The sequence below is a fragment of the Streptomyces sp. NPDC090088 genome (genome assembly GCF_044747345.1).
Taxonomy (GTDB): domain Bacteria; phylum Actinomycetota; class Actinomycetes; order Streptomycetales; family Streptomycetaceae; genus Streptomyces.
The window spans coordinates 691,560-714,272 of record NZ_JBIVDZ010000005.1; the positions used below are offsets into that span (position 1 = coordinate 691,560).

19 protein-coding genes, 1 pseudogene and 1 riboswitch are annotated in these 22,713 nt (G+C 66.9%); of the genes and pseudogenes, 9 read left to right on the forward strand and 11 right to left on the reverse strand.

The features are described from left to right. Positions 1–2: 2 nt before the first annotated feature. A complete protein-coding gene (locus ACIPSJ_RS26915; RefSeq protein WP_401349753.1) occupies positions 3–878 on the reverse strand; it encodes an IS5 family transposase in 876 nt (291 codons plus the stop codon). Between the two features lie 159 nt (positions 879–1,037). Then, positions 1,038–1,211, reverse strand: a complete 174-nt coding sequence (locus tag ACIPSJ_RS26920; RefSeq protein WP_401349755.1) for a hypothetical protein — start codon at positions 1,209–1,211, stop codon at positions 1,038–1,040. Positions 1,212–1,264: 53 nt separating this feature from the next. Between ACIPSJ_RS26920 and ACIPSJ_RS26925 the strand changes: the two genes are divergently transcribed. Then, positions 1,265–1,510 (forward strand): hypothetical protein, encoded by a 246-nt coding sequence (locus ACIPSJ_RS26925; RefSeq protein ID WP_401349758.1) that lies wholly within the window; start codon positions 1,265–1,267, stop codon positions 1,508–1,510. Further along, positions 1,503–1,697, forward strand: a complete 195-nt coding sequence (locus tag ACIPSJ_RS26930) for a hypothetical protein (protein WP_401349761.1) — start codon at positions 1,503–1,505, stop codon at positions 1,695–1,697. The genes ACIPSJ_RS26925 and ACIPSJ_RS26930 overlap by 8 nt, the downstream gene beginning before the upstream one ends. 518 nt (positions 1,698–2,215) lie before the next feature. Here the strand turns inward: ACIPSJ_RS26930 and ACIPSJ_RS26935 are convergent. The 3 genes from ACIPSJ_RS26935 to ACIPSJ_RS26945 all read right to left on the reverse strand — a co-directional run bounded on the left by ACIPSJ_RS26935 (position 2,216) and on the right by ACIPSJ_RS26945 (position 6,391). Next, positions 2,216–3,235, reverse strand: coding sequence for a hypothetical protein (locus tag ACIPSJ_RS26935; protein WP_401349762.1), 1,020 nt, complete (start codon positions 3,233–3,235; stop codon positions 2,216–2,218). Between the two features lie 526 nt (positions 3,236–3,761). Then, positions 3,762–4,661, reverse strand: a complete 900-nt coding sequence (locus tag ACIPSJ_RS26940; protein ID WP_401349765.1) for a hypothetical protein — start codon at positions 4,659–4,661, stop codon at positions 3,762–3,764. Further along, positions 4,658–6,391, reverse strand: coding sequence for a hypothetical protein (locus ACIPSJ_RS26945; RefSeq protein WP_401349767.1), 1,734 nt, complete (start codon positions 6,389–6,391; stop codon positions 4,658–4,660). Before ACIPSJ_RS26945 ends, ACIPSJ_RS26940 begins: the two co-directional genes overlap by 4 nt. A gap of 85 nt (positions 6,392–6,476) precedes the next feature. Here ACIPSJ_RS26945 and ACIPSJ_RS26950 point away from each other — a divergent pair, with 85 nt between their 5' ends. From ACIPSJ_RS26950 to ACIPSJ_RS26960, 3 genes are all read left to right on the forward strand, one after another. Beyond that, positions 6,477–7,205: an NUDIX hydrolase gene (locus ACIPSJ_RS26950; RefSeq protein ID WP_401349770.1), complete on the forward strand. Its 729-nt coding sequence runs from the start codon at positions 6,477–6,479 to the stop codon at positions 7,203–7,205. Between the two features lie 364 nt (positions 7,206–7,569). Beyond that, positions 7,570–7,705, reverse strand: a riboswitch (cyclic di-AMP (ydaO/yuaA leader). 546 nt (positions 7,706–8,251) lie between these two features. Beyond that, complete coding sequence (locus ACIPSJ_RS26955) at positions 8,252–8,515, forward strand: hypothetical protein (RefSeq protein ID WP_401349773.1); 264 nt, start codon at positions 8,252–8,254, stop codon at positions 8,513–8,515. Further along, entirely contained in the window at positions 8,512–8,766 is a 255-nt protein-coding gene (locus tag ACIPSJ_RS26960) for a hypothetical protein (protein WP_401349775.1), read from the forward strand. Before ACIPSJ_RS26955 ends, ACIPSJ_RS26960 begins: the two co-directional genes overlap by 4 nt. Positions 8,767–9,018: 252 nt before the next feature. Here ACIPSJ_RS26960 and ACIPSJ_RS26965 read toward each other — a convergent pair whose 3' ends face one another. Beyond that, positions 9,019–9,966 carry a hypothetical protein gene (locus ACIPSJ_RS26965; protein ID WP_401349778.1) on the reverse strand — a complete coding sequence of 316 codons (948 nt, stop codon included), beginning with the start codon at positions 9,964–9,966 and terminating at the stop codon, positions 9,019–9,021. A gap of 1,476 nt (positions 9,967–11,442) precedes the next feature. Continuing rightward, positions 11,443–12,402 carry a hypothetical protein gene (locus tag ACIPSJ_RS26970; RefSeq protein ID WP_401349781.1) on the reverse strand — a complete coding sequence of 320 codons (960 nt, stop codon included), beginning with the start codon at positions 12,400–12,402 and terminating at the stop codon, positions 11,443–11,445. Positions 12,403–12,900: 498 nt separating this feature from the next. On the opposite strand from ACIPSJ_RS26970, the gene ACIPSJ_RS26975 reads away from it, so the two are divergent. Then, positions 12,901–13,029, forward strand: coding sequence for a hypothetical protein (locus ACIPSJ_RS26975; protein ID WP_401349783.1), 129 nt, complete (start codon positions 12,901–12,903; stop codon positions 13,027–13,029). A 163-nt stretch (positions 13,030–13,192) separates the two neighbouring features. Here ACIPSJ_RS26975 and ACIPSJ_RS26980 read toward each other — a convergent pair whose 3' ends face one another. From ACIPSJ_RS26980 to ACIPSJ_RS26990, 3 genes and pseudogenes are all read right to left on the reverse strand, one after another. Further along, positions 13,193–13,858: a hypothetical protein gene (locus ACIPSJ_RS26980; protein ID WP_401349786.1), complete on the reverse strand. Its 666-nt coding sequence runs from the start codon at positions 13,856–13,858 to the stop codon at positions 13,193–13,195. A 715-nt stretch (positions 13,859–14,573) separates the two neighbouring features. Continuing rightward, positions 14,574–15,733: pseudogene (locus tag ACIPSJ_RS26985) on the reverse strand (IS3 family transposase). 72 nt (positions 15,734–15,805) lie between these two features. Next, positions 15,806–18,268, reverse strand: coding sequence for a SpoIIE family protein phosphatase (locus ACIPSJ_RS26990; protein ID WP_401349788.1), 2,463 nt, complete (start codon positions 18,266–18,268; stop codon positions 15,806–15,808). A gap of 481 nt (positions 18,269–18,749) precedes the next feature. Between ACIPSJ_RS26990 and ACIPSJ_RS26995 the strand changes: the two genes are divergently transcribed. After that, entirely contained in the window at positions 18,750–19,028 is a 279-nt protein-coding gene (locus ACIPSJ_RS26995; RefSeq protein WP_401349791.1) for a hypothetical protein, read from the forward strand. A gap of 494 nt (positions 19,029–19,522) precedes the next feature. Here the strand turns inward: ACIPSJ_RS26995 and ACIPSJ_RS27000 are convergent, their stop codons facing one another. Next, on the reverse strand, positions 19,523–19,696 hold the full coding sequence (locus tag ACIPSJ_RS27000) for a hypothetical protein (RefSeq protein WP_401349792.1): 174 nt from the start codon (positions 19,694–19,696) through the stop codon (positions 19,523–19,525). Positions 19,697–20,053: 357 nt separating this feature from the next. Here ACIPSJ_RS27000 and ACIPSJ_RS27005 point away from each other — a divergent pair, with 357 nt between their 5' ends. Both ACIPSJ_RS27005 and ACIPSJ_RS27010 read left to right on the forward strand, forming a co-directional pair. Then, on the forward strand, positions 20,054–22,369 hold the full coding sequence (locus ACIPSJ_RS27005) for a hypothetical protein (RefSeq protein ID WP_401349794.1): 2,316 nt from the start codon (positions 20,054–20,056) through the stop codon (positions 22,367–22,369). A 115-nt stretch (positions 22,370–22,484) separates the two neighbouring features. Beyond that, entirely contained in the window at positions 22,485–22,712 is a 228-nt protein-coding gene (locus ACIPSJ_RS27010) for a hypothetical protein (RefSeq protein WP_401349796.1), read from the forward strand. The last annotated feature ends 1 nt before the right edge of the window (position 22,713 follow it).

Consider the following 22,713-nt stretch of genomic DNA (forward strand, 5'->3'; position numbering starts at 1 on the left):
GGTCAAAGCCACTCGTTGATGGCTGCGACGAGAACGGTCGCCTCGTAGCGGACGGCGAGCTTGTCGTAGCGTGTGGCGACTGCGCGGTGTCTCTTGAGGCGGTTGATCCCGCACTCGACCGCGTGGCGTTCGCGGTAGTCGGCCGGGTCGAAGCGTGGCGGTCGGCCGCCACCGGAGCCGAGCTTTCGGCGGTTGCGGGCCTGGTCGGCCTTGTCCGGGATGGTGCAGCGGATCCCGCGGCGGCGCAGGTAAGCGCGGTTATAGCGGGAGGCGTACGCTTTGTCCGCCCGCACCCGGTCGGGACGAACGCGTGGCCGGCCCGGCCCGCGACGAGGCACGCGGACCTTCTCCAGCACCGGTTCGAACTGCGGAGAGTCCCCACGCTGCCCTGCCGTCACCACGATCGACATGGGTTTCTGCCCCTGCTCGACGGCCAGGTGCAGCTTGGTGGTGAACCCGCCGCGCGAACGTCCCAGCCCGTGATCACGAGGCTCGGTGAACACCCCGCCCGGCGGTTCCTTCTGCAGATCACTCTGCTTGCGAGCTCCGGCCGCATGCTGGTGAGCGCGGCAGACCGTGGAGTCAACGTTCAGGTCCCACGTGATCGCACCTCTCGCGTCGGCCAGGGACTGGAGCTGGGTCAGGATGCGGTGCCAGGTGCCGTCCCGCTGCCACCGGCGGAACAGGTCGTAGACCCGGCTCCACGGCCCGTACTCGACGGGCACGTCCCGCCATGGAACACCGGTACGGACCCGAAACCGTATGCCGTCGATCAGCCGCCGCCGAGGCCAGACAGGCGGTCGCCCCGCCTTCGTCCCCTTCGGCAACAACGGCTCCAGCACCGCCCACTGCTCTTCCGTGAGATCTCCCCGCCCCATGAACCGTGATCATTCGCGACCCAAGATCCACTTTCGATACACGGCCTAGAAGGGCAGCACATTCGAACATGAAAGGGCTCAGCTTCGCTCACATTACACGAGGCGTGTTCCCAGGCTGAGCTCTGGCGTTCGGTCGGCCGTGGACCGGGCAGGCTTCTCTTACGGTTCGTGCCGGCGGCGCTGTGCGGCGTCCAAGCTGGCCAGTACGCGCTCTGGGATGCGCAGCAGGCTGGCGTGAGCCGTAAACTGGCGGGCCTGTTCGAGATAGATGCGGCTCTTCTCCAGCGAGCCGCTTTGGCCCGCGTGGTTGCTGACCGGGGTGTGGTTGCTCAATCGTCATGGTGTCGGGTGTCCAGGTTTCGGGGGTGTCGGCGATGGTGTCGTGGTTGGAGGAGATCGAGCGGCGGGAAGCTGCCGCGCGGGAACGGATCGAGGACGGCAACATCGGCGTGCGGGCGAAGCTGTACACGCCCGACCAGCACGACGACGTGAAGCAGCGTGACGCGCTGTTCACGCAGCTCCAGGAGGCGGCATCGCGGTGCGCGGCGACGTCACCGCCGACCAATGCCGGGCCATCCTCGCCATCATGCAGCCTGACGCCTGACCCGAGAGAGTGCCACCACTGTGCCTAAACTCCACATCCCTGCCGACGACTTCCAACTCGGCGACCTCGTCCACCTTGCCGACGGCCGAACCGTCAAGATCCGCGTCATTGAACGCGGCGACAGGGGCCTCATCGTCGTCAACCCGGGCGCGGCTGACCGGCTCGAAGGCCGTGTCTGGGAGCAGGTCACCGTCACCCGCGAGGAGATGCCGTGACCGTCCGCTGTCTGTCCGCGAAGGCCGCCCAGAACCGCCACCGACCCGAACGCCGAGACGTGAGCCGGCGCGAAGGCCGCCCGGAGGGCCTGGCAGGACGCACGTCTGGCGGGCGACGACCAGCCGCGGGTGCTCCTCAAGGAGCATCCGGGTCTTTCGCTCCGGGCCGGCCATGCGCCACTACCTGTTCCACTTCCGCCGTCGGTCTGTCAGTCGACCGGACGGCAGCGATGCCGACCGGGACCGACCTCACGGTTCTCGCGCCAGACGTGAGACGCCTGGTCTGCCGGTCGCGGCGTCGTCTTCCTTCCGGGACAGGCGGCTCACACCGGCGTCCTGCTCGCCTTGCAACGGAGCCACCTACGCGAAGGCCGAGGGCAAGGACCGGGTGTCCGGTGAGGCGGACATGGAGAAAGGCCCGCCGGCATCCTGCGACGGCAGAAGGCAGAGCATAGTTGATCAAGAGGCCCTGACGTGGTCATGGTCGTGGTCGCCTGTTGGCGAGCAGCGCCCTGGCCTCATTTCAGGAGCACCTTGGCGACTGCTTCGCCGATCTTGGTGGCCAGGTCCTCGCGGGTGGTGATGAATGTGATCGTCCCCATGACGATCAGGTACCAGCGGAGGTTGGATGCCAGTTCGCTGTGTGCGATGGACGGGACCAGCGGCAGGAGGATGCCAGCCACGATGAGCACCGTTGCGGGGATGAGGCGGAGCGCGGTCCTGGCGAACCTGCCGACCCGAGGGGCCACTTCGGCAGGCGCATGGGCCAGGAGTGCTGTTCGGTCTCCGACGCAGAACGCCCGGAGGCCCACTACGAGCGATGCGACGACAGCGTCCACGTCGTGGGCGGAGTACGCTTCGGCCAGATCCCGTTTGTGGCTGCGTATGACGGCAGCGATGCGCCGGGCTTCCTGGCGCAGTTCCATGTACGCGCTGCCCTCCGCCAGGCCGGTGCGCCCCGAAAGCGGTGCGTCGCGCTCAACTTGGACCGCGACGACTTCGAGCGATGCCCGCCAAATGGTGACCTGGTTGTCGTCGTGCCAACGGTGGCGCTCACGGCGGATATGCGCCGCCGTGCCGAGGAGGAAGAGCACGATGTGGTCATAGGGGTGGCACCGTCGGGCGTCAAAGTACAACGTAAGCCAGAAGTTGCTCGCCAGAATGCCGGTGGTGGTAACGATGATCCCGGACGTGGCCAGAGCGCTGGCTGCGGCAGCGTTCACGAGCGAAGCGGCGGTGTCCATGTTTGAGGTGGGAGTGCCGGGACCGGGCTTCCATGTGGTGACAGCCAGGAAGAGGAAGACCAGCGCGGCTGCTCCGAAGAGCGGGTAGAGAAGCAGCCTCTCGAACAGGTGACGAAGCGAGGGAGCGAGGACGTATGTCGTCAGGGCCAGCACGGCGGGCGGTGTCACGATGACCCCGCTGGCTATTGCGGCTCCGGCCAGGTAGTGGGTGATGAGTGAGCTGGTTGAGCCGTCGGAAGGGAACGTCGACCGCGTCGACCGCGCGAACAGCACGCTGACGACGATGGTCATCATCGGTACAGCGACAAGCCAGATGGTGACGCGGTTCGCTTTGCAGACTGCTGTTGCCCTTCGGGCGGCAGCTCCCCGGACATCTCTTCGCAGGTGCCCTTCTTGGGCCGTGTCCGTCAGCTCCAGTGAGTCGAGGATTCTTAGGTGGCGGCTGATCTGTCTTCGCTGCTTTGCGAGTTGAGCACGCCGGAAGCGGTCGCGGACCCGGTTGCTGAATCGGGAAGGATCCCATTGGCACCCGCCGGCGCTCTGCGTACGGGTGGAGCCGGCTGACACGATCCCTTGCCTCCTGGGTGCCTTGCGATGTTGTAGGCCAAGCCAACGGGGGGGGGTACCGGCCGCTCTCTTCGGTTGACCGGCCGGGCCCGTCAGAGGTTGCTGCCCAGTCTTTAGGGTGGGAGATGGGCAGCACCGAAACTGCTGGGTGTGCGTGCTGTCATACGGCGTGGCAGCCGTTTTCATGCGGGTGTGGGCGTTGACGAGCAGCATCTCGATTTCTCTTGTGGCCGTGCCGGCGCCCGGGACCGGGTCAGCAGAGGTAGGGGAGCAGGAGGCTGAGGACGTGGGCGGCGTTCCGGCTCGCGAGTTCGTGGTGGCTGTGGCCCTTGTGTTCGTCTGCGCTGTCGGATACGCCGCGGATGACGATCCAGCCGGGATTGGCCGTGCCGTTAACCGAGTTCTCCTGCCAGTACTGGCTGAGGCCGCCGGCTTCCATGTCTACGGCGAGGACCTTTTCGTGGTAGGTGGTGAGGTAGGTGCGGATCTCGCTGGCCCGGTCGGTGATGACGGCTTCGCCGGACCCGATGACTCCGGGGTAGATCTCGTACTGGTCGTCGGCGTGGGCGGTCATTTGGCCGTTGATGCGTGCCGGTGTCCCGTGGTCGGTGAAGTAGGCATTCACGGCGTGGACGATGTGCGCCGGTGCCTGCCGGTGTTCCCCGCGGCGACGGGTGTCTCCCCGAGGATTGATCTTGCGGTTCTCGTAGTAGACGACGTCGGTGGAGACGATGACGTTGCCGATTCGGGCGTGGTCGTCATGGATGCCTCCGGCGATACCGACGAGGGCCCACAGCCGGGGGTTGTAATGGCGGCGGAGGTTTTCCAGGGCGGCCATGGTGGACCGCTGGCCCTGGCTCTGCGCCTGGGTGGCCACGATGCGCAGCGTAGCGTCGGAGGCGATGTGTTCGCCCTGGTAGAAGTAGAGGCCGCTGGGTGCCTTGTGGCGGTGGAGTTTTAACTCGTCGATGACGGAGCGGAGTTCCTCGCTGAGGATGGTGACGATCCCGAGGTCCCACGGGATGCCTGCCTCGGCGGCGGGCTCGGCCGAAGGCTGAGGGGTGGTCGCGGAGGCTTGAGCCTTCTCCCCGATGGCGATGGTGCTGAAGGTGTTGTTGTTGCCGCGGCTGATGATGCCTTTGTTGCTGGTCATGTGGCTGCTCCGTTCTCGGCCGGTGCGGGCTGGTTCGCGGAGACGTTGACCTGAGCTGCGTCTCCCACGGCATTGTTGGTGAAGCTGTTGTTGTCACCGAAGTTGAAGATCCCACTGTTGATGATCTTCAGTGCGCGGTCGTTGAACCCGGACGTGTCGACGTCCCTGGCCTGGAGGAAGTCGCTGGCGGCGCTCAGAAGCCGCTGCTCTATGGTTTTCAGACGTCCCAGGATGTCGCTCTTCTCCAGTTGGACCTTGGTCCACCTCTGGGACGATTCTTCCCGTATGCTCACGCGGCTGCCGATGAGGATGTTGCGGATCGGGGTCGTGGTGAGGTCGCGGGGCAGAACGGCGGCCTTGGCCAGCGTGTAGAGGTACCGCAACAGACGCCACGAGTGCTGGATGTCGGTGGGCAGCGCGCGCAGTTCGTTGAAGGCCGCCCACAGGACGGCTGCGGCGCCGTGGTGGCCGAACTCTTCACCTCGCTGGAAAGAGCGCGGTGTGTGGGCGAGCACGCATGCTGCCGTGGACAGGCTCAGGGTGCGTCCCTGCAGGCTGACGTGGAGCATGACGGTCGCGACGAATTCGGACCCGTCGGCGGGTGTGATGATCTCGAGGAAGTGGTGCTGCTTCGATTCCGGCGTGTTGATGATGGAGCGCAGTTCGCTCCGGGTGAAGTGATGCGGAAGCAGCGACCGGTCGACGGCGACATCGGTTTCGGCGACGTAGACGCGGTCCCGGATCTCGGCCGGCAGCCGGACGTCGTGGGTGTCGGCGTTCAGCGGCAGCACCGCTTCGCGTAAATACTCCACGAGTTCGTGTGCCTTGAAGGGTGGCAGCGCGTGCTCACGCTCGTGCAGCGGCGCCTCGTCGGAGTCGGCCCGCAGGAGCTGGATGCTCATCGGCGGGTTCCACTGGTAGACGAGTTCGCCCGCTCCGATGAACGGCGATTCGTCACCGAAGAGCGTGAACATGGTCAGGTCGTCGTCCTCGTCGTCGCTGTGCCGGGAACGGCGGTACACGGCACACATGTGGTGCTGCTGGCGGTCGGCTGCCCGCTGGCGGCCGGACAGGCGGGCGGGGCGCAGGGCAGGGGTGCGCAGTATGCGGTTGAGGATCAGCTGGCGTGTGGCTCCCACGGCCAGATAGACGAGGGTGAGCACCGCGGCCAGCAGGAGCGCCGCCAGTGCCTGCCCGGGATAGAGGAGACCGATGGCCAGGATGGCCAGGGCCAGCCACAGCGCGGCCGTGATGACGCGTTTGACCACGCGCGCTGTGGGCGTGGTGACACGCGGGAGGAGGAACCTGAGGAGAAAGCGGTGAGCCCGTAAGGGATCCGGGGTGCGACGTCGGGACCTGCCGGACGCCACCGACTGGCTGTCGACGCCTCGCAGCCCTACGGCCAGACGCAGCAGCAACAGCAGAGCGAAACCGCCGGCGATGAGGACGGCCGCGGGAACGCTTCCGGTGAGCAGGGGACCGGCTACCGCGGCAAGGACCGCGGTACGGGGGAGGGCCCTGAGTGCAGCGGCACGCCATGCGTGCTGCATGACCGGGACGATGTCGAAGCCGTAGGACGGGGCGACCCGGCGGTGCGGCGCGGTGCAGACTTCGTCGATCACGAGGTCACGGAAACGCTCGTCCACGTACACGCCGGCACACAGATGACGGGTGGCGGCCGTGGGTTGGGGCGTTGTCTCCTGTGCTGGTGGCGCGTCGGACGTGGTCATGTCCTACCCCCGGCTCCGACAGTTATGGTTGCTGTGACCATAAGTGCCGGCGGAGTTTAAGTCAATGAGACCTTTAGGGGTGCGGATGGACGACTGGCTGAAAGACTCAGACGAGGTCGGACCCTCCTGGCTGACCGTAGACCTTGCGATCTTCACCCTCAGGGACGACAAGCTGATGGTGCTCCTGGTCGAGCGCGGCCTGGACCCCTTCCTGGGCATGCCCGCGATGCCCGGAGGCTACGTGCAAAAGGACGAGACCCTGCGCCAGGGAGCCCTGCGCGAACTGGCGGAAGAGGCCGGCATCGACGGCAGCCGGCTGCACCTGGAACAGCTCGGCGCCTACGCGGACCCAGGACGCGACCCGCGGGGCAGAGTGGTGACGGTCGCCTACCTCGCACTCGGTCCCGACCTGCCGGCCCCTGTCGGCGGAACCGACGCCGCACGCGCATTCTGGGCCCCCGCGGCGCACCTGGAGGACGGCACGCTCACCCTGGCGTTCGACCATCACGCCATCCTGACGCAGGCCCTGGAAGAAGTCCGCAGAAAGATCGAGTACACCGCTGAGGCCACCGCCTTCTGCGGAGAGACATTCACGCTCAGAGACCTGCGCACGGTGTACCAAGTCATCTGGGGCCAACAACTGGACCCCAGCAACTTCCGCCGCAAAATCCTCAACACCGCAGGATTCGTGCAGCCGACAGGAGATCAATGGCTGCCCCCCACCGGCCGTCCAGCCGCCCTCTACCGCCGAGGACAAGCACGGCTGCTCAATCCCCCTATGCTGCGCGCCGCAACGCCCGGTCAGCGAGACTGAGGCCCCTCCAGACTCGTCACCGGCCACCCCATCTCGGCGCCGCGCGGCAGATTTCTTGGAGGGCGTCTATCTGAGGGCTAGTTGGGCGTCGAACGTGCCGTGATCAACGTGCCGACCCACTTTGTCCACGCGGTCACGAGCCGTTGGAGATCAGACCGCTGGTGCTTTGACAGCAGTGGCCACAGCAACCAGGTCGGACTCATCAGGATGATCATGCAAACGAGGCCGACAGCGCAGAGGATCGCCGTCAGTGCGGTAAGGGCCCGGAACATGAGCCCGCTCAGCGCGAACATGCACATCTCCAAATCGCATCCACACGCGTGATGACACGGTGCTGACGGACTCGGCTCTGGATGATCGCGGTGCCTAGCGGGTTAGCTGTCGGACTCGGACGACTTTCGCCCTACGGCAACACAGCCGCCTCCTCTGCGGCTTCGCGTGTCGATTCGCCCCTGACCTGAACGTGGGTCCCCGCCTCCGTTCGTATGGAGAATGTAGGCCCGGAGGTGCGTGACCGGGAGCGTGGACCGGAGCACACGGAGCGCAGGAGCGCATCTCGGGTAATGCTCCTGCTTCGCCTCACTGTGCACCATTGACGCAGGAGCGTGGGAAAGTCCCGGCCGCTGCGAGACGGCCGGGGCTTTCTTCCTCACGGGCAACTTGGGGGAGCCATCTGATCAGTTGGCCATTGCTCTGCGAGGGGCCTTGGGGATCTGGAGTATCCGGGGGCGCCCGTCCATTCGCTCCATGCCGCGCTCGTGCATGGTGAGCAGCTCCTGTACGCACTCCCGGCAGGCGTACAGCGGGGCCTCCTGCCATCGCTGGTGATCTCGCCGATACGGGCCACCTGGGCGCCCTGGCGGGGGCAGCGGCAGGCGCCGCAGATTCCGTCTTGTGGCTGGATCAGGCGGCTGCTCCCGGTGGGTTGGGACAGCGGTGTCGTGCTGGGCCGTCCAGGGACCGTCTGAAGTTGTTCAACGAAGACCGCCCCCGGACAGCTCCTGGACTAGCTGCTGGCCCACCACCGCACCCGGCTGACGAGTGTGGTGGCCGAGGCCCTAGACACCGAGACCGGCAGCAACGTGCTGACGCCGCTGCGCCGCGAACTCTTCCACGGCCTGGGGCCCTTCAGGCTTGCCGTACCCCTCGGCCCCACGGCCGCCGGCAGCATCACCGAGTCGGCTGCCCCGTCGCCGTCCGCCCGCCTGCAGGAAGTCCTCACTCGGTTGCGCGACATCAGGCTGATGGTGGAAAGGGCGTGCGCCGGCACGGACGTGCCGCCCGACGTCCATACCAGGGCCAGGCCGTGACTGCCGTTCTCCAAAGCCTGCACACCGGCCTGCAGGCACGCACCCTGGCTCACGACCAGGTCCACGAGCTGTTTCGGGAACTGAAGATGAACACCGCGCACATCGGCACGGCGATGCTGACACTGCGCACTGTGCTGCCACGCCACACCATCGAGGAATGGCTGCGAACTGCCGGTTCACTGCGGGGTGTCGAGCGCATGATTGTGCACTTGCTCCGGGATGCCGACGACAACGTGCCCACGCAGGGCTGACCACCGCAGTCACGTTCTGCAGCGGGCAACGTGATATCCGGTCGCGGCCCGTGAGCCGTGGGCGGGGCGGCGGATTCCTCCAGGCACACAGAACACGTCACACGATCTGGGTGCCGAGACCGGCGAGAAGGACACGCCGGCCGGTCGCGGCGGGGGGACTGCGTGATCTCCTCCCGTGCAACGACAGGAGCCGTGTGATGCGAGATTGTTCCGCGCAGTTCCGCAGGAGCCGAGGAGTGAGATTCCCCTCGGCTACTCGGCGTGGCCGGGGCGGTGCGGCGGATGGCGGTAGATGCCGCTGGTGAACAGCATCCCTGAGCGCGATCCGAGACCGAGAACTCTGGCCAGCTCGAGAACGATGAGGGCTGGAGCCTTGTCGTCCCAGGAGAAAACCCATGGTCCAGCGGAGGTAGAGAGAGTCTGGCCGATCACTAAAGGCCGTACTCCAGGAACCACCGGCTGCACGAGTGCTTGGTAGCCCCGACGTGCAGCATCCAGATCGGCGGCCTCCACGCGTTCCGCCCGAAGCAGGTCCAGTACCCGCCCGCTCGCCTGGATGTCTGCCACGACCTCCGTCACTCCCAGCGGCAGGCCCGTAGGGGCAAGGCCCAGCGAACGTTCTATACGTTGCCCCGGCGGAGCCGGCCAGGGCGAAGTAACCGAAGTCAAGACGGAACACATTGCCTCAGCGTCGGAGATCCCGTTGCGCAGACAGTTCGTCAGGACCAAGACGGCCGCGCGTCGTGCCGTGGCCGGAGCCGAGGGATGTGCGGCGGCATCAACCATGACTTGTGCTATCTCCCGTGCCTGGTAGGCAGGCAGCCTGCTCGTACTGTCCGCGGCCGTTCTCCAAGCACGCTGAACCTGCTCCGTCGGAATGCTGGGCATGCCGCGCGCCCACAGCACGATGACTGCCAAGGCAAGATGTTTCAGCTTGGGGGTGCGTCCGGCGCCACTCCCCTCGACCGCGTGCAGAAGTACGCAGAACAACCGCCGCTGGTCTCCCGGGTAGAGACGCCGGTCGCTGCCGACTCGTGAGGATTTCTGGAACCGGGGCGCCGCGAGCAGGCCGTGCTGCGTCCAGTCCACGATCATCCGTCGTGTCACGTGGGAAAAACCCAACGACCGGGCGTCGGCAACTAGGTCGTCGGCGGTGCCGTCACTCACCGCAGCAAGCCGTCGACTGTCAGGTTGGCTCATGTCAGGAGGCCGATCAACGCGTTCACCAGCGCGGATACGACGCTGGCAGTGGCAGCGCACACCGCCGTGCGGGCTACGACCTGGCCCAGCCCAGTCCCTTTCCCGGTTGCGGGAGCTGCCTTCCGCGTACCCGGCTGTAACTGTGCTTTCGTCGCTAACCGTCTTCCTGCCATGTTGTCTCCGATCGGAACGTGACCTTGTCCCTTCATGTGTCCCAGCGTGCCCGAACGCCGCACCGGCTGTCGGACGGAGACCGCTCATTCGCGATGTAAGTTCTGCATGGAGGCCGGTCAGCTGACCAGACCGCGAGGGGTGTCGGCAGGGCACACGCTCAAGTCCTTGACTTCCTGTCCTTGTAAGCGAGGGGGATTTCTACGGCTCGCACCGTGGGTTGTCTGCTTCGTTGCCGACTGCCCGCCCGGAGAACTTTGTTGAGGTCTTGCCCCAGCTCCCCGGACAGGGCCAGCCCGGCGCTCAGGAGATTCTTCGCTGCCGTGTCAGTGGGCCTTGCACTCCAGCAGGCTCCGGAACCGCGACCACACGGCATCCGAGATGGCGCGGATGAGCCTGCCGTTCCTCAGGCGGTTGTGAACGGTCAGGTCCTCGATCACGAGGGATTTGATCTTCGCACACGAGTCGAGTGGTGAGCTGCGCAGACCGTCACGGTGACGATCAGCGATCCGGATGTGGATCCCGGAGACCTTGCGCCGAGCCCTTTGCCTTCCCTGCCAGGTGCTACTGGCCTTCGCCAGCGGGCACGATCCTTACGTTGGTGCTGCCTTGGTTTGGTGATCGGCGAGAAAGCCATCGAGCTGCGGTTGGGTGAGGGCCATGCCGTGCCAGCGGCTGTACAGCTTCGCGTGCACGGCCCGAGCCGGAGAAAGTGCGGATGGACCGGAAAAAGGACGGTGCATCTCCGCATGCGCGGATCGAATCGAAAGCCAGTACTGTCCGGCTCGTGTGTGGGGATTCCGGTGGGGCTGGGTATTCACCCGTGCCGGTGACGTGTGCCCGTCCCGGTACCCGGTATCACGGGTAGTGGGGGCGAGTGCTGTTGAGCGTGAGTCAGCTGTGGGGTGGTGCTGTCTGGGGTGAGGCGCCGGCACTGTTCGTGCTCGTTGTGTCTCGGCGGGTTGTGGCGCGGGCCGTCCGGCGGGGGGACGGGAGATGGGGTGGATGCGGGCCGGTGTCCGGGCGGCTGTCCCGCGGAGCAGGTGAGGACGGTTTCCCAGACTGGTGGGCAGGTCAGCTGCCGGGATCGGGGTGGCGCGCGGCCCGCTTCGCCGCTTGTTCCGCCTCGTATCGTGACGCGCCCGTGCGCGCCGCGTACTCGCTGACGGCCGCCTGGAACTCGCTGGCTGCCGTACGCCACCTTTCCACTGCGCGGCGTGCGCATCGCCTTCGAGACCGGCGAGTTGCGCCTATTCCTGCCGCACGGCTCGCTGCAGTGCGATGAGCTTGTCCGGGATGCCTGCCTCACCTGGGAGACAGCCGGTGCGTTGCGGGTCGGCCGGAGCGTGGTCTGCGGCCGCCGTCCCACGGGAGTGCCCCTCTGCCTCCGGCTGCGAGCGGCGTCGCCCCTCGGCGGCCTGCGGGTCGGCCGGTCTCAGCGGCGTGGTCCATCCAGATCCTAAATTCCTGAACTGTGGTCCAGAAACCGAGCCGGTCCAGTGGCTGGACCGGCATGATCAGCCCCGCGGGGGCTTGGCGTATGAAGTCGTCCAGAGTGATACCCGTGGGTTCTGTCCTGATATGAACCGCACCGCAGCCTGCGGAGCGGCGGCGGGGGCAGCGGTGTCCCTCGCGGACAGTGCAGCCCCAGGTCACGACCTTCCGGTACCCACCGAGGATGCGGATGGCATAGCGCGGGTTCTCGATCTGAGGCAGGCGCGCCTGGTTGGAACGGAGCATGGCCACGCGGGCCCGCTCCGCGATGATCGAGCTGTCGGTATGCCACGCGACGGCATCCCGCTGGGCGGCGAGTGTCCGCCGGGTTCGCTCTCTGGCCCCGTAGCCCGGCTTGAACGGGGAGTGCTGCATCTCGTAGGAGACCTCCCGGGATCCGACGAGAAGCACATCGGAGCGCGTCAGACCGTCCCTGGCACGCGCCTCACGCCGGGCCTTGAACCCCTCGGTCACCCCCACGCGTTCGACACGGTCGCAGTACGCCTTGTGCTCGTCGCTCTCCAGAGCCCGGTAAGGATGGTCGGCGACCTCACCGGGCTGGTGGGCGACAACCCGCGTTCCGCTGCCGAGGGAGTAAGTCCTCATCCAGTGGGTGACGCGGTCCTCGTCCCAACACCAGGCATACTTCACGAGCCGGCGCCGGGCGGAATCGCGGTTGTCGGCGACGAGTTGGTCCCACTGGGCGTCACTGAGCACACTGGCGTCGATCTTGCCGCGGCCGTCGGTGAGGTAGACCAGATTGTTGTGCACCTCAGATCGCCTTCCTACTCCAGCGAGGACCGGGCCTGCCGGCCGGTCGTGCAGTTGCCACCATGGTGGGGCACGGCACTGACATCGGGGCATGGACAGCCGGAATCCGGCCCGGCCGCAGCAGGCGGCAAAATGGAGCGGACGGTCGGCTCAGGTGCGATCGGCCGCCGTGGTGCAGCTGATTCCCGAGACTCTCCTCCGTCTGGTCCGGCTGCGGCGGTTCGCGGCGGTTGGCGCCTGCCCGTCAAGCCGTCCTGAGGCTCGGTCGGGCCATCGCGTCAGACGAAACCGGGATCGCGCTATGGGGGAGTGCGCTGGCGAGGGACGACAATCCTACGGGCGTGGACCTGCTGGGCTTCGCGTCCATCGTCGACACGGTCGTGACCACCCTCGAGATCCCGTATCGCCGTCTTAGCGGCGGCGGGCCGCACGCCCGCAGCCGTCCGTAGCTGGGGCAGGACCGCGGCTGCCGCCGGCCGTGCCGGATTCGTCGACCTCTTGGCTTCCTTCCCGGAACGGCCCGAGGCGGACATGATCCGGGCATGGCTCGACTCGCTGGAGGACGCGCAGGCCGTCCAGCACGTCCTGCACTTGCGTACGGTGTCAGCGGCCGGCCACGTGAACTGATACAGATGGGAGGCGAGTTGATCGCGGAGGCCCGCCGGTACAACGAACGCACCGGGGTGCCGTCGCGCGCAGGTAGGGCAGGCGCTTAGGACAAGGACAACGGGCTGCCCGTACAGGATCCAGCCCAAACTGGCCTGGCCGCCGTCCCGCAGGAGCGTACTGATCACAGCACGTCATCATCCGGACCGTCGTCAAGGCCGAGTTCCGCGTCGGTGAAGGGTCCGCCCAGGTCGGGCATCGCGAAGAGACCTCGGCCGATGCTGGTCTCGACGAAGCGGACGAACCGGTCAACAGGCCGGTGGGCCTGTTCTTTCTCCAGCAGCGCCCGACAGGCGCGGCAGCGCCACGGGCGCCGGAGAGTGATCCACTGTGCCCGCGTGCACCCGCGGCATGTCACGAAGTACGCGGTTGGTCCGAAGGGGGTTTCCCAGTTCGCGTAGCCGCTGCGGGGACGGTGGCCGGGCTCGGTCCGGTCACAGGGCAGGGACGGCCTGCCGAGGAGGACGAACTCGCCTCCCGGCCACCGGCAGGTGCAGGAGGTCTGACACCGGCAAGCGCGGGTGCGGGCCAGTTCTTCTGTCTTTTCGGTGCGCGGTATGCCGGGGCCTTTGACCTCGATCCAGGTGCCGATTTCGGGCAGCCAGAAGTCGGGGAGGTAGAGGGCGCCCGAGTCCAGGGTGATGGTCGCGGGTTCGTACTCCCACTTGATGCCGTTGCCGTCGAGGGTGGCGGCCCAGTCGGCTTCGAGCCGGGAGCGGAACGTGGTGTCGCCGTAGCGGGTCGGGACAGCATCGATGGAAGCGTCGGGGACGTCGGGCGTGCTGGTCAAACCGGGCTCCTGTCGTGCTGTTGCGGCCTCGTTGATTATGGCGGTGGCTTGGCCAGAGGCCGAGGACGGGTGCGGACCTCGCGTGCTGGTAGCCAGCCGCTGCGTGCGTGAGCTGTCTCCGGCGGCCATACTCTGTCTGCCGCCCGGCGCGCGCCAGCAGCCCCCTGCCGCAAGCCTGGGCCGATGCGACGTATGCGCGGCTGGTGCCGCGGATGACGTAGGTTCGTGGAAACACCCCCACGTGCGTGGGGAAAGCACGATCAGCACGGTCGAGCATCACAGGCAGATGCCCACGCGGGTGGGGCTTACCTGGACGACCTCGGCAACTCGCGGATCAACATGGACAGACCCCCACACGTGTGGGGCATACCGCGCCACGTTGCACGACCGGACGGTCCTCGCGGACAGACCCCCACACGTGTGGGGCTTACCTTGACGTCAGGTTCCTGCTGCACGCCGCCGAGGACAGACCCCCACGCGTGTGGGGCTTACCCTTCCTCACCTGTGGGTTTGAAGGGTGGCAGACGGGCCTTTGCTGACTTTACACGAGGCGGCTAGACCGGTTGAGGCGTGGTGCCGGGCGCGGAAACAGAAGCAGAAGGACGGCGCGCCACTGGCGCACCTGTGAGCCGGTTCGGTGTCAGGGGGCTGGGGTCTGCTGCACGATCGGGTGACATCTTGACCTGCCCCACCGTTTGGGCTCCAGGCTCGGTGGCTAACCGGCAGCTGGGATGGTGTCGTTCTTGGAGAGTAGTTCGTACTCGATGGGGGTGCGGTAGCCCAGTGCCGAGTGTCGTCTCTGGCGGTTGTAGAAGATCTCGATGAACTCGAAGATCGCGTTGGCCAGTTCGACCCGGGTCTTCCAGCGTTTGCGGTTGAGCAGCTCGATCTGCATCGAGGACCAGAACGACTCCATCATCGCGTTGTCCAGGCCGTCCCCGACGGTGCCGAACGACGGCAGGAGGCCGGCGGAGCGGATCCGCTCCCCGAAGACCCAGGAGGTGAACTGGGTGCCGTGATCGGCGTGAACGATCCCGCCCGGCTCGGGGCGGCGGTTGCGGATGGCCATGTCCAGCGCGTTGACCACGAGAGTGGAGTCCTGCCGTGAGTCGATGGACCAGCCCACGATCCTGCGGCTGAACGCGTCCAGGACCGCCGCGCAGTACACCCACCCTTCCCTGGTGCGGTGCTGGGTGATGTCGGTGACCCACAGCTCGTCGGGACGCAGCCGATGGAACTTGCGATTGACCAGGTCCTCGGCGGTGACGATGCCACGCAGCCGCTTGATGCGCACCGGTCCGGGCAGTCCGTGGATCCCGGCCTGCGTCATCAGTACCGACACGGTCCTGGAGCAGACCCGGATGCCCATGCCCAGGGTGAGTTCGGCGTGGATGCGGCGGTAGCCGTAGGTGCCGCGGGAAGCGACGTGGACCTCTCGGATCAGCCCGGTCAGCCAGTCCCGCCGCAGCTGCCGTGGAGTGGTCGGTGTGCGCTTGTGCTTGTAGTAGTTCTGCCGGGCGACGCCAAGGATCCGGCAGCACCTGTCGACCGGTGCCCCGGCACCGACGAGTCGGTCGATCACCGGGTAGAGCCTTTTGGGCGGGGCTTGTCCTCGCCGAGGAACTTCGCCGTCTGCCGGACGATCGCCAGCTCGGTTTCCAGCTCACGGATCCGCCGGCGAGCGGCCCGCAGCTCAGCGGACTCGCTCGACGGGGTTCCCGGTCGCCGCCCGTTGTCGATGTCGTCCTGCCGCAACCACTTCGACAACGTGACGGGATGGATGCCGAGCTCCACCGCTGTCTGTCTGGCCTGCTTGCCGGCGCGGATCAGCGCGATGGCGCGAGCCCGGAACTCCGGAGGATAGGGACGAGGCATGACTGCCAGCCTTCCGTGAAGGGCTGTCAGTTAGCCACCAGAACTGGAACCCCAGAGGTGGGGCAGGTCAGGTCACCGCAAGCCCGAAGGGAGGTCTTCATCCCGCAGGCGAGCGCTGTGGGATTCGGCACGAGCCTCGGACAGACCTTCCAAGCGGGCCGCGAGCAGTGCGATGTCGTCCCTGGGACTGCCTGGACTGTTCATCCCCAGGAGCAGGTCACAGAGTTCCTCCAGCGGCGGCTGGCCCACCGGCTCGCTCAGGTGCGCTGTGCCAGCCACCCGCTCCCGGAGTCGCTCGATCTCAACGGAGACATCAAAGGTATATGAGCTGTCCACGCGCGTGAGCAGGCCGTTGGTGTAGAGCAGGAGCGTCGAGCCGGCGGGTGCTGCCACGGTCGCCGTCTCCAGGTGGGGGTCGCCGACGCCGATAGGAGCACCGGGCGGCACCTGCACTACCTGTGCCTGGCCGTCCGGATGCAACAGGATGGCAGGCAGATGGCCTGCGCTGGCGACGGTGATGTGGTGTGCGACCGGGTTGTATTCGGCGTACAGGAAGGTGGCCAGGCGGTCGGAGCCCAGGCGCTGGGCCTGCTGGTCGAGGTTGCGCAGGACCATCGTCGCGGACATACCAAGACCGGCCAGAGTCTGCGCGGTGGTACGCAGTTGGCCCATGATTGCCGCAGACGTGATGGAGTACCCCATGACGTCACCGACCATCAGGGCGACTCTGCCATCGGGTAACGCGATCACGTCATACCAGTCACCACCGGCACGCCAGGACTCGTACGCGGGAAGGTAGCGGCACGCCAATTGCACCCCCGGCAGGTTGGGCAGCGCCGAGGGCAGCATCCTGCGCTGTAACTCGCCCTCCTTGTATGCGTCGTGGCCATAGAGCAGTGCCTTGTCGATCCCCAGAGCAGTCTGGGTGGTCAGCTGGGCGGCCACCTGGAGATCGTCCGGCTCGAATGCGACCCGTTCGTGCTGCCGCAAAAAGACGGCGATGCCGACAACTCGCTGCCGCCCCCGCAACGGCGCCAGAATGGACTGCCCGTCGCGCGGCCAGGAGAATCCGTCGCCGAGCAGCTCGGACAGGGCCTTGCGGTGCGCAACGTCACCGAAGACCGGCCGCACTCCCTGCAAGACCAGTGAGAGAGGACCACCGGGGCGGACAGCGGATGTCCTCGACGGCTCGGCAAAATCGGCACGGGCCTCGATGCCCAGTCCGGAAATGATCGAGTCCGCCTGTTCCTCGGGCGGCTGTTCGGCGAACTGGAGCCGCAGGTCGCCCTGCCCGGGCACAGGCCGATCGCCGATATACAGCGGATCTAGCAGGTACACCAGGACCGCGTCTGTGAACACGGGTACCGCCGCCCGGCGCAGGGCGAGCACGATCTCGTCCGGATACATTCCCCGCGCAATCCGGCGAGTGGCCGACCCGACGAACTGCATCCGATCGGCCTGGCGGCGAACAACGATGTCGCTCGCGGCAGATCCGGTTTTGTTCGGAGTTGTTTTGAACAACCTGTCCTCGGGCACTGCCTGGAGATCCCCCGGTCCGCCTGCGCGTACCTGCACGGCTTCGGCACCAGCCTGAGTGCCGTACCCGGCAACAAGATCATGCGCGATGCCTTGGACCGTCTCATGCTCGCGGTCAAGGGCCTCTCGCGCCTTTTGAAGCGTGGCATCCACCTGGTCGAGCCTGTCGTCTGTGTCCGCGTCTGCGGTGAACACCTGCTGCGGAAGCATGACCGTCCCCGACCCGCTGTCCACGGCGTCATCGCCCCGGTCACCCAGGCCACGCAGCCCGCATTCCAGCTCCTGGATGCGGCGGGCCGCCAGGTCGGCCAGAGCCTGTGCCCGTTCACGTTCGGTCTGCGCACGCACCAGCTGCGTGCGCAGACCGTCTTCCTGCGTCGAGGCACGCAGCAGCCGCAGGTGCGCGGAGTCGATCTCCCGGCTCAGGGCATCGGGAGATGCCTGCAACGACTCAAGACGGCGCGTCAACTCCTGCACCTGTGCCTGGGCCTGCCCGAGCAGCGCGAACAGCACGGTCGCCATCTGCAGCGACTGGTTGCGTGCTCGCTCGCTCGCCTCGTAGGCCTTGCGGACCCGGTTGAGTTCTTCGAGCGCGCCGATAGCACGCTCCTGAGCCAGCAGCAGATCGCGCGCAGGCACGGCCGGCTCACCGTCGGCACCGATGACCGTAGGACGCTCCTTTGAGGCCCTCCACAAGTCCTGCGCCCTTTCCAGACGTCGGCTCACCACCGCGTGCGACTCACAGGCAAAGCAGATGTCCGCGACAGCCTCGACGGTGTCCCACGTCAGACCGACCCCGGCAAGGCGTTCTCGCAGCCTGCGCTCATCGGGTACACCCTTGTCCGCGAAGTGATCCGGTGTGAGCGCCGCGTGCAGCCCTCGCACGGTGATGCCGGCACCGTCCAACCAGTCACGGATGAGCGCGACGAGGTCATTGATCTCCTGGCAGGACCCCTTCGGCGGGCTCCAGGGGCGTCCCGGCCGCTTCCCCCCAGTCACACCGAGGCCTCCTTGGCAAAAGCGGTTTTTGCAGACAACCCCGTGTTGTCGGCCGAACAACATCCAACCGACATGCCAGGCCCGTCCGCAGGGAGATCCTCGAATCCGCTGTCACAAACCTTCAGCCACAACGGCCCTGCGCCGAGAGCGAGGAGACCCTCCATGAACATCGTCGGCGATGCCCTCCTGGAACTGCTTGGTGCCTTGGGCTCGGCTGCCGTCGTCAGCGCCGTAACCTGGCGCGTCAGCCGCCGTAGATCCAGCCGTCACCCCGCCGCGCTGACTTCACAGCACGCCGCAGGACAGCCGGACACGTCCCACCAGGGCATCCGCGAGTACGCATTGCCCAGCAAAGCCGGGTTCGCCAGGCCCCGTGCCAGCCGTCAAAGACTGGCTCGCCCCAAACCTGGGTGGAGACCCGACCTTTCGCACAGCAGGGGGGCTTAAGGAGGTGTCAGTTTGGTCGAGAGGTGAGGGCAGTATGGTCGGCATCGCATCTGTGGCTCGCGCCGCTGTCCGCCGTTCGGGCGGCATGTGGCACTTCCTGACAACGCGCGTGCAGGCGCGCCAGGCCGTGGAGTTGGAGCGTGTGAGGAACGAAGCCACGGTAGTCTTGCTGTCGTCCCTTCAGCCCGGGATCGACTTCTACGAGTCGGAGCCCGGCGGACGTACGCGGCTGATCCGCGTGGCGCCGGGGACCGTACTCGGCCCGGTGGACACAGACCCGTCGCAGCCGCCGACGGGCCGCATCAACCCCTGATGGCGGATTCCCTGAGTGAGGAATCGGACTTTGACGACGAGATCACCGGGCTCTGGCGCCTACATGCGCACCGGATATGAGGGTGGCTTGTTGCCCAACAGATTCCCGAAGATCTGGCGGCCGGCATGACCAACGACGAGTTCTTGACGCTGTGAAGGAAGCGCACGAGTGCAAAGAACACAGCACCAAACGCATGCCGGACGGATCACGCTCGGGCGACCCCCACGCGTGTGGGGAAGACACGTGGATGCGCACGCCGAAGAACCTGGAGCGGGACAGACCCCCACGCGTGTGGGGAAGACTCTTGCCCATCTGTGGGTTTGGAAGTCGGTAGCGCGTTTTTTACTCACTTTACATGAGCTGGTCGTGCTGGTCTGATCCACGAAGCTGTACGACTGTGAGCAGCGGGGAACGAACAACGCACCGGCGGTGCCTTGTTCCCCGCATACCGCGCCCAGGTGGGGCAGTTGCCGCCTGCCCCGGGGCGCGGCAGATCAACGCCGGTTGCGCTGCAGGGCCTCGCGGCCGAGGTCGTAGGCCATACCGGCGATGCTCAGCGCCACCAGTGGCCAGACCAGTGCAGTCTCCGGCGGGATGTGTCCGCCTGCTAGGGCTGCGGCGAGCACGCCGCTGCCGCCCACGCTGGGTGCGGTGAACTCGAGCGTCACCCGGTCCCGGCCGTCCAGGGGGCTGTCGGAGGCCGGGGGAGGGGCTGTGCGGCGGGCGGTTGTCGGCTTCGGGGCATGCTGGTGCGCAGAAATGGGTCTCTCCCGCTGTTTGTGCGTGAATACCGTATGCAGGGCCGTCATGGGATGTGAGTCCTGCTGTCCTGGATGCTGCCGAGCCCTGGGCGGTACCAGCCAGAGGGCAACAGTGACCTTCTGGAACGGCAACACCGCACCGTGTTACCAGGGGTGTTGCCAAACCCTGCTGGAAACACCAGCCTGCGCCCAACACCCCTGCCGCACGCCATAGTTGCTGCACCGGCACCTTGCTGCTCCAGACCGCCACCAGGGACACCCGCCATGAGTAACCGACCACGGACCGCCGAGCTCGCCGAGCTGGACACGGACCTGCCCGCTGCCGTACGGGACTTCGTGAGCGATCTGCGAACCTGCTTCCACCGGCTCGACGTCAGTGTCCGTGTCTATGCCGTCCGCCGGCATGTGTCTCCTGCCACCCTGAGCCGCTATCTCAACGGCAAGCGGCCCGTGCCCTGGAGGTTCGTGGAGGACCTGCTGACCGACGTGGCCGAGCACTGCGGCGTCGGACCCACCCCTGAAGCGGTCAGCTGTCTTCGTGTGCTGCACGAGGCGGACCGGCGGTCCCGTCAGCTGGCCTCCGGGCTCGACCCCCTGGAAGACCGCCTGCGTGAGGCGGACGAGGAAGTCGGCCGGCTGCGCGCCCAGGAACGCGCGCTGGCCAAGGCACTCAAGGACAGCGAGCACCAGCACGCGCAGGAGAGGACCCGCCGCACCAGAGCAGAAGGAGAACTGCACGAACTCAACGGCAAATACCGCGCCCAGGCAAACGCGGTAGCCCTATGGCAAGGAGTGTCCATGGGCCTGTACGGGGCCTTCAGCTCCGTGGAACAGGAAGCAGCCTGGCTCCGGCAGGCACTTGAGGACACCCGGGCCGCGCTCAAGGCCGCCGAAGAACACCGCCGGCACCTGGAGCAGCAACTCCTGGCCGCCGAGGAACTCCTGGAGGAAGGCATCTCGGGGGCCTCCCTGATGGACGTCCTCGAAGCAGCCGACCGCACCACGCCCGTGCCTGAACTCGTGCAACTCGTCGGCGGCCTGGCGACCAGCCCGCGGCAGGCCTTCGCCAGTGAACTCGTCACCTCTGCCAGCCGATGCCGGCCCGTGCAGGAAGTGCAGGCGCTTCTGAGCGCCCTCTACAGCGCCGGACTGCACAAACACGCCGAGGCAGCGCTTCCCGCCCTGGTGGCCATGCGGCCCGTCCAGGACACGGCAGACCTGGCAGCCGAACTCCTGCACGCCGGTCTCGAAGAACCCGTGGGGGCCCTGCTCCAGGCCTCAGTCGAGATCCACACCCCAGGCGATCTCGCCTCGCTCGCAGACCTGCTGCACCGGCGCGGCCGCGACGACGCTGCACAGGTCCTGCTCGGCGCCACCGCCACTCATCGCACCACCGAAGAGATCGTCACCGTCTACACCCTGCTGGCCGGTTCCGGCCTGAACGACATCCTGCCGCAGGCCATCAGGACTCCGGTCGGCGAACGCCCCTGCGCCGAACTGACGGCACTCGTCATCCACCTGCATCACTGCGGCGCCGAGAACCTCGCCGAGACCCTGCAGCACGCCATGGCCATGGAACGCCCGGCCACAGATGTGGCCGAACTGATCGCAGCACTCTACCGGGCCGACCTGATCGAAGCCGCCCTCGCCGTGTTCCGGCTGACACAGCAACGCCCCACCGGACACCTAGCCGCCCTCGCCTCCGCCCTGCGCACCGCAAACCTGTATGACGAGGCCTCAACGATCCTCTCGCGCGCACTGTCCTCCCGCCCCGTCACAGAGAACGCCCGCCTGATCGTCGATCTCCATGTCGCCGACCGTCTCCAAGACGCAACCAACGCCCTGATTACCGTGCTGCGCTCCTCCGCGGCTGCCTACGTGCGAGATCTCCTGGACAACCTGGACCAGATCCACCCCACCATGGACGCCCGCTCGCTGCTCACCGAGGCAGCCATGCGCGCCAGCGCCACGGACGTCGCCGACATGCTGGTCGCCCTTCTTGACTGCAACCTCACCGAACACGCCCAGACCGTCTACCTCTGCACGGTCCAGGAACGACCCACGGGACACGCGGGCGCCGCACTACGCCAGCTCCAGTTCGACCGACCCCACTACCTCAGTCCGCACGCCCTGCACAAGCGGACCCGAACCAGCACGGCATCCGAGATCACCAACCTCGCCCTCGCCCTGCACACGGCCGGCCTCCCCGCCCACTTCGACGCCGTTCTGTCCGGCGGGGCCCTGGAACGAACCCCCGCCGAGGCAGCCAAGGTGATCGAGAACCTGGCGCACCTGGACCTGCCCAGCAAAGGACAGTCCATCCAGGTCGCCGACCAACTGCTGGCACGCGCCGTGCGGGACTACCCGGTCGACCGTCAGCTCGCCTGGGTCACGGCTCTGGAAGCAGCAGCGACGCAAGGCGCCGCACAGCGCCTGATCACCATGGCCTACGAAGCATGCCCGACCCAGGAATTCAGCCTGAAACTGTACGCCCTGCGAACCTCCGGACGACTCGTCCACCGAGGACGGGGAGAGCTGTTCCTCTGGAAACTCCGGCGCCTGACCCGCATATTCGACTGACGAGGGCCGCCCCCACGGCCTGCCCTCTGTCACAACCAGGCCTGCTGCGTGCTTATAGAGACGAAGCGCGGCGTGACGGACGCCGCCCTGGACACAGGGAATGGCTATGGATCCCATGGCAGCAACGGCTGCGGCGGGACTCGCCGCAGGCGGATACCTCCTGCGTCTTGGTCACCGCTGGATCAGGCTCCACGCGCAGATCCGGCAATCAGAACTCGACCAGCACGGACTGTCGGAGCGGACCCGGGCGCTGCCGGCGGGCAGCCGGCTCATCGAGAAGACCGCGCATCACAACGTCGACATCGTGATCGGCGGCGCGGCCGCTGGCCACCCGACGAGGTGAT

Coding starts and splice junctions, on each gene's coding strand:
- ACIPSJ_RS26915 (WP_401349753.1), bottom strand. CDS start 878: ATGGGGCGGGGAGATCTCACGGAAGAGCAGTGGGCGGTGCTGGAGCCG.
- ACIPSJ_RS26935 (WP_401349762.1), bottom strand. CDS start 3,235: ATGATGACCATCGTCGTCAGCGTGCTGTTCGCGCGGTCGACGCGGTCG.
- ACIPSJ_RS26940 (WP_401349765.1), bottom strand. CDS start 4,661: ATGACCAGCAACAAAGGCATCATCAGCCGCGGCAACAACAACACCTTC.
- ACIPSJ_RS26945 (WP_401349767.1), bottom strand. CDS start 6,391: ATGACCACGTCCGACGCGCCACCAGCACAGGAGACAACGCCCCAACCC.
- ACIPSJ_RS26950 (WP_401349770.1), top strand. CDS start 6,477: ATGGACGACTGGCTGAAAGACTCAGACGAGGTCGGACCCTCCTGGCTG.
- ACIPSJ_RS26965 (WP_401349778.1), bottom strand. CDS start 9,966: ATGAGCCAACCTGACAGTCGACGGCTTGCTGCGGTGAGTGACGGCACC.
- ACIPSJ_RS26995 (WP_401349791.1), top strand. CDS start 18,750: ATGGTCGGCATCGCATCTGTGGCTCGCGCCGCTGTCCGCCGTTCGGGC.
- ACIPSJ_RS27005 (WP_401349794.1), top strand. CDS start 20,054: ATGAGTAACCGACCACGGACCGCCGAGCTCGCCGAGCTGGACACGGAC.
- ACIPSJ_RS27010 (WP_401349796.1), top strand. CDS start 22,485: ATGGCAGCAACGGCTGCGGCGGGACTCGCCGCAGGCGGATACCTCCTG.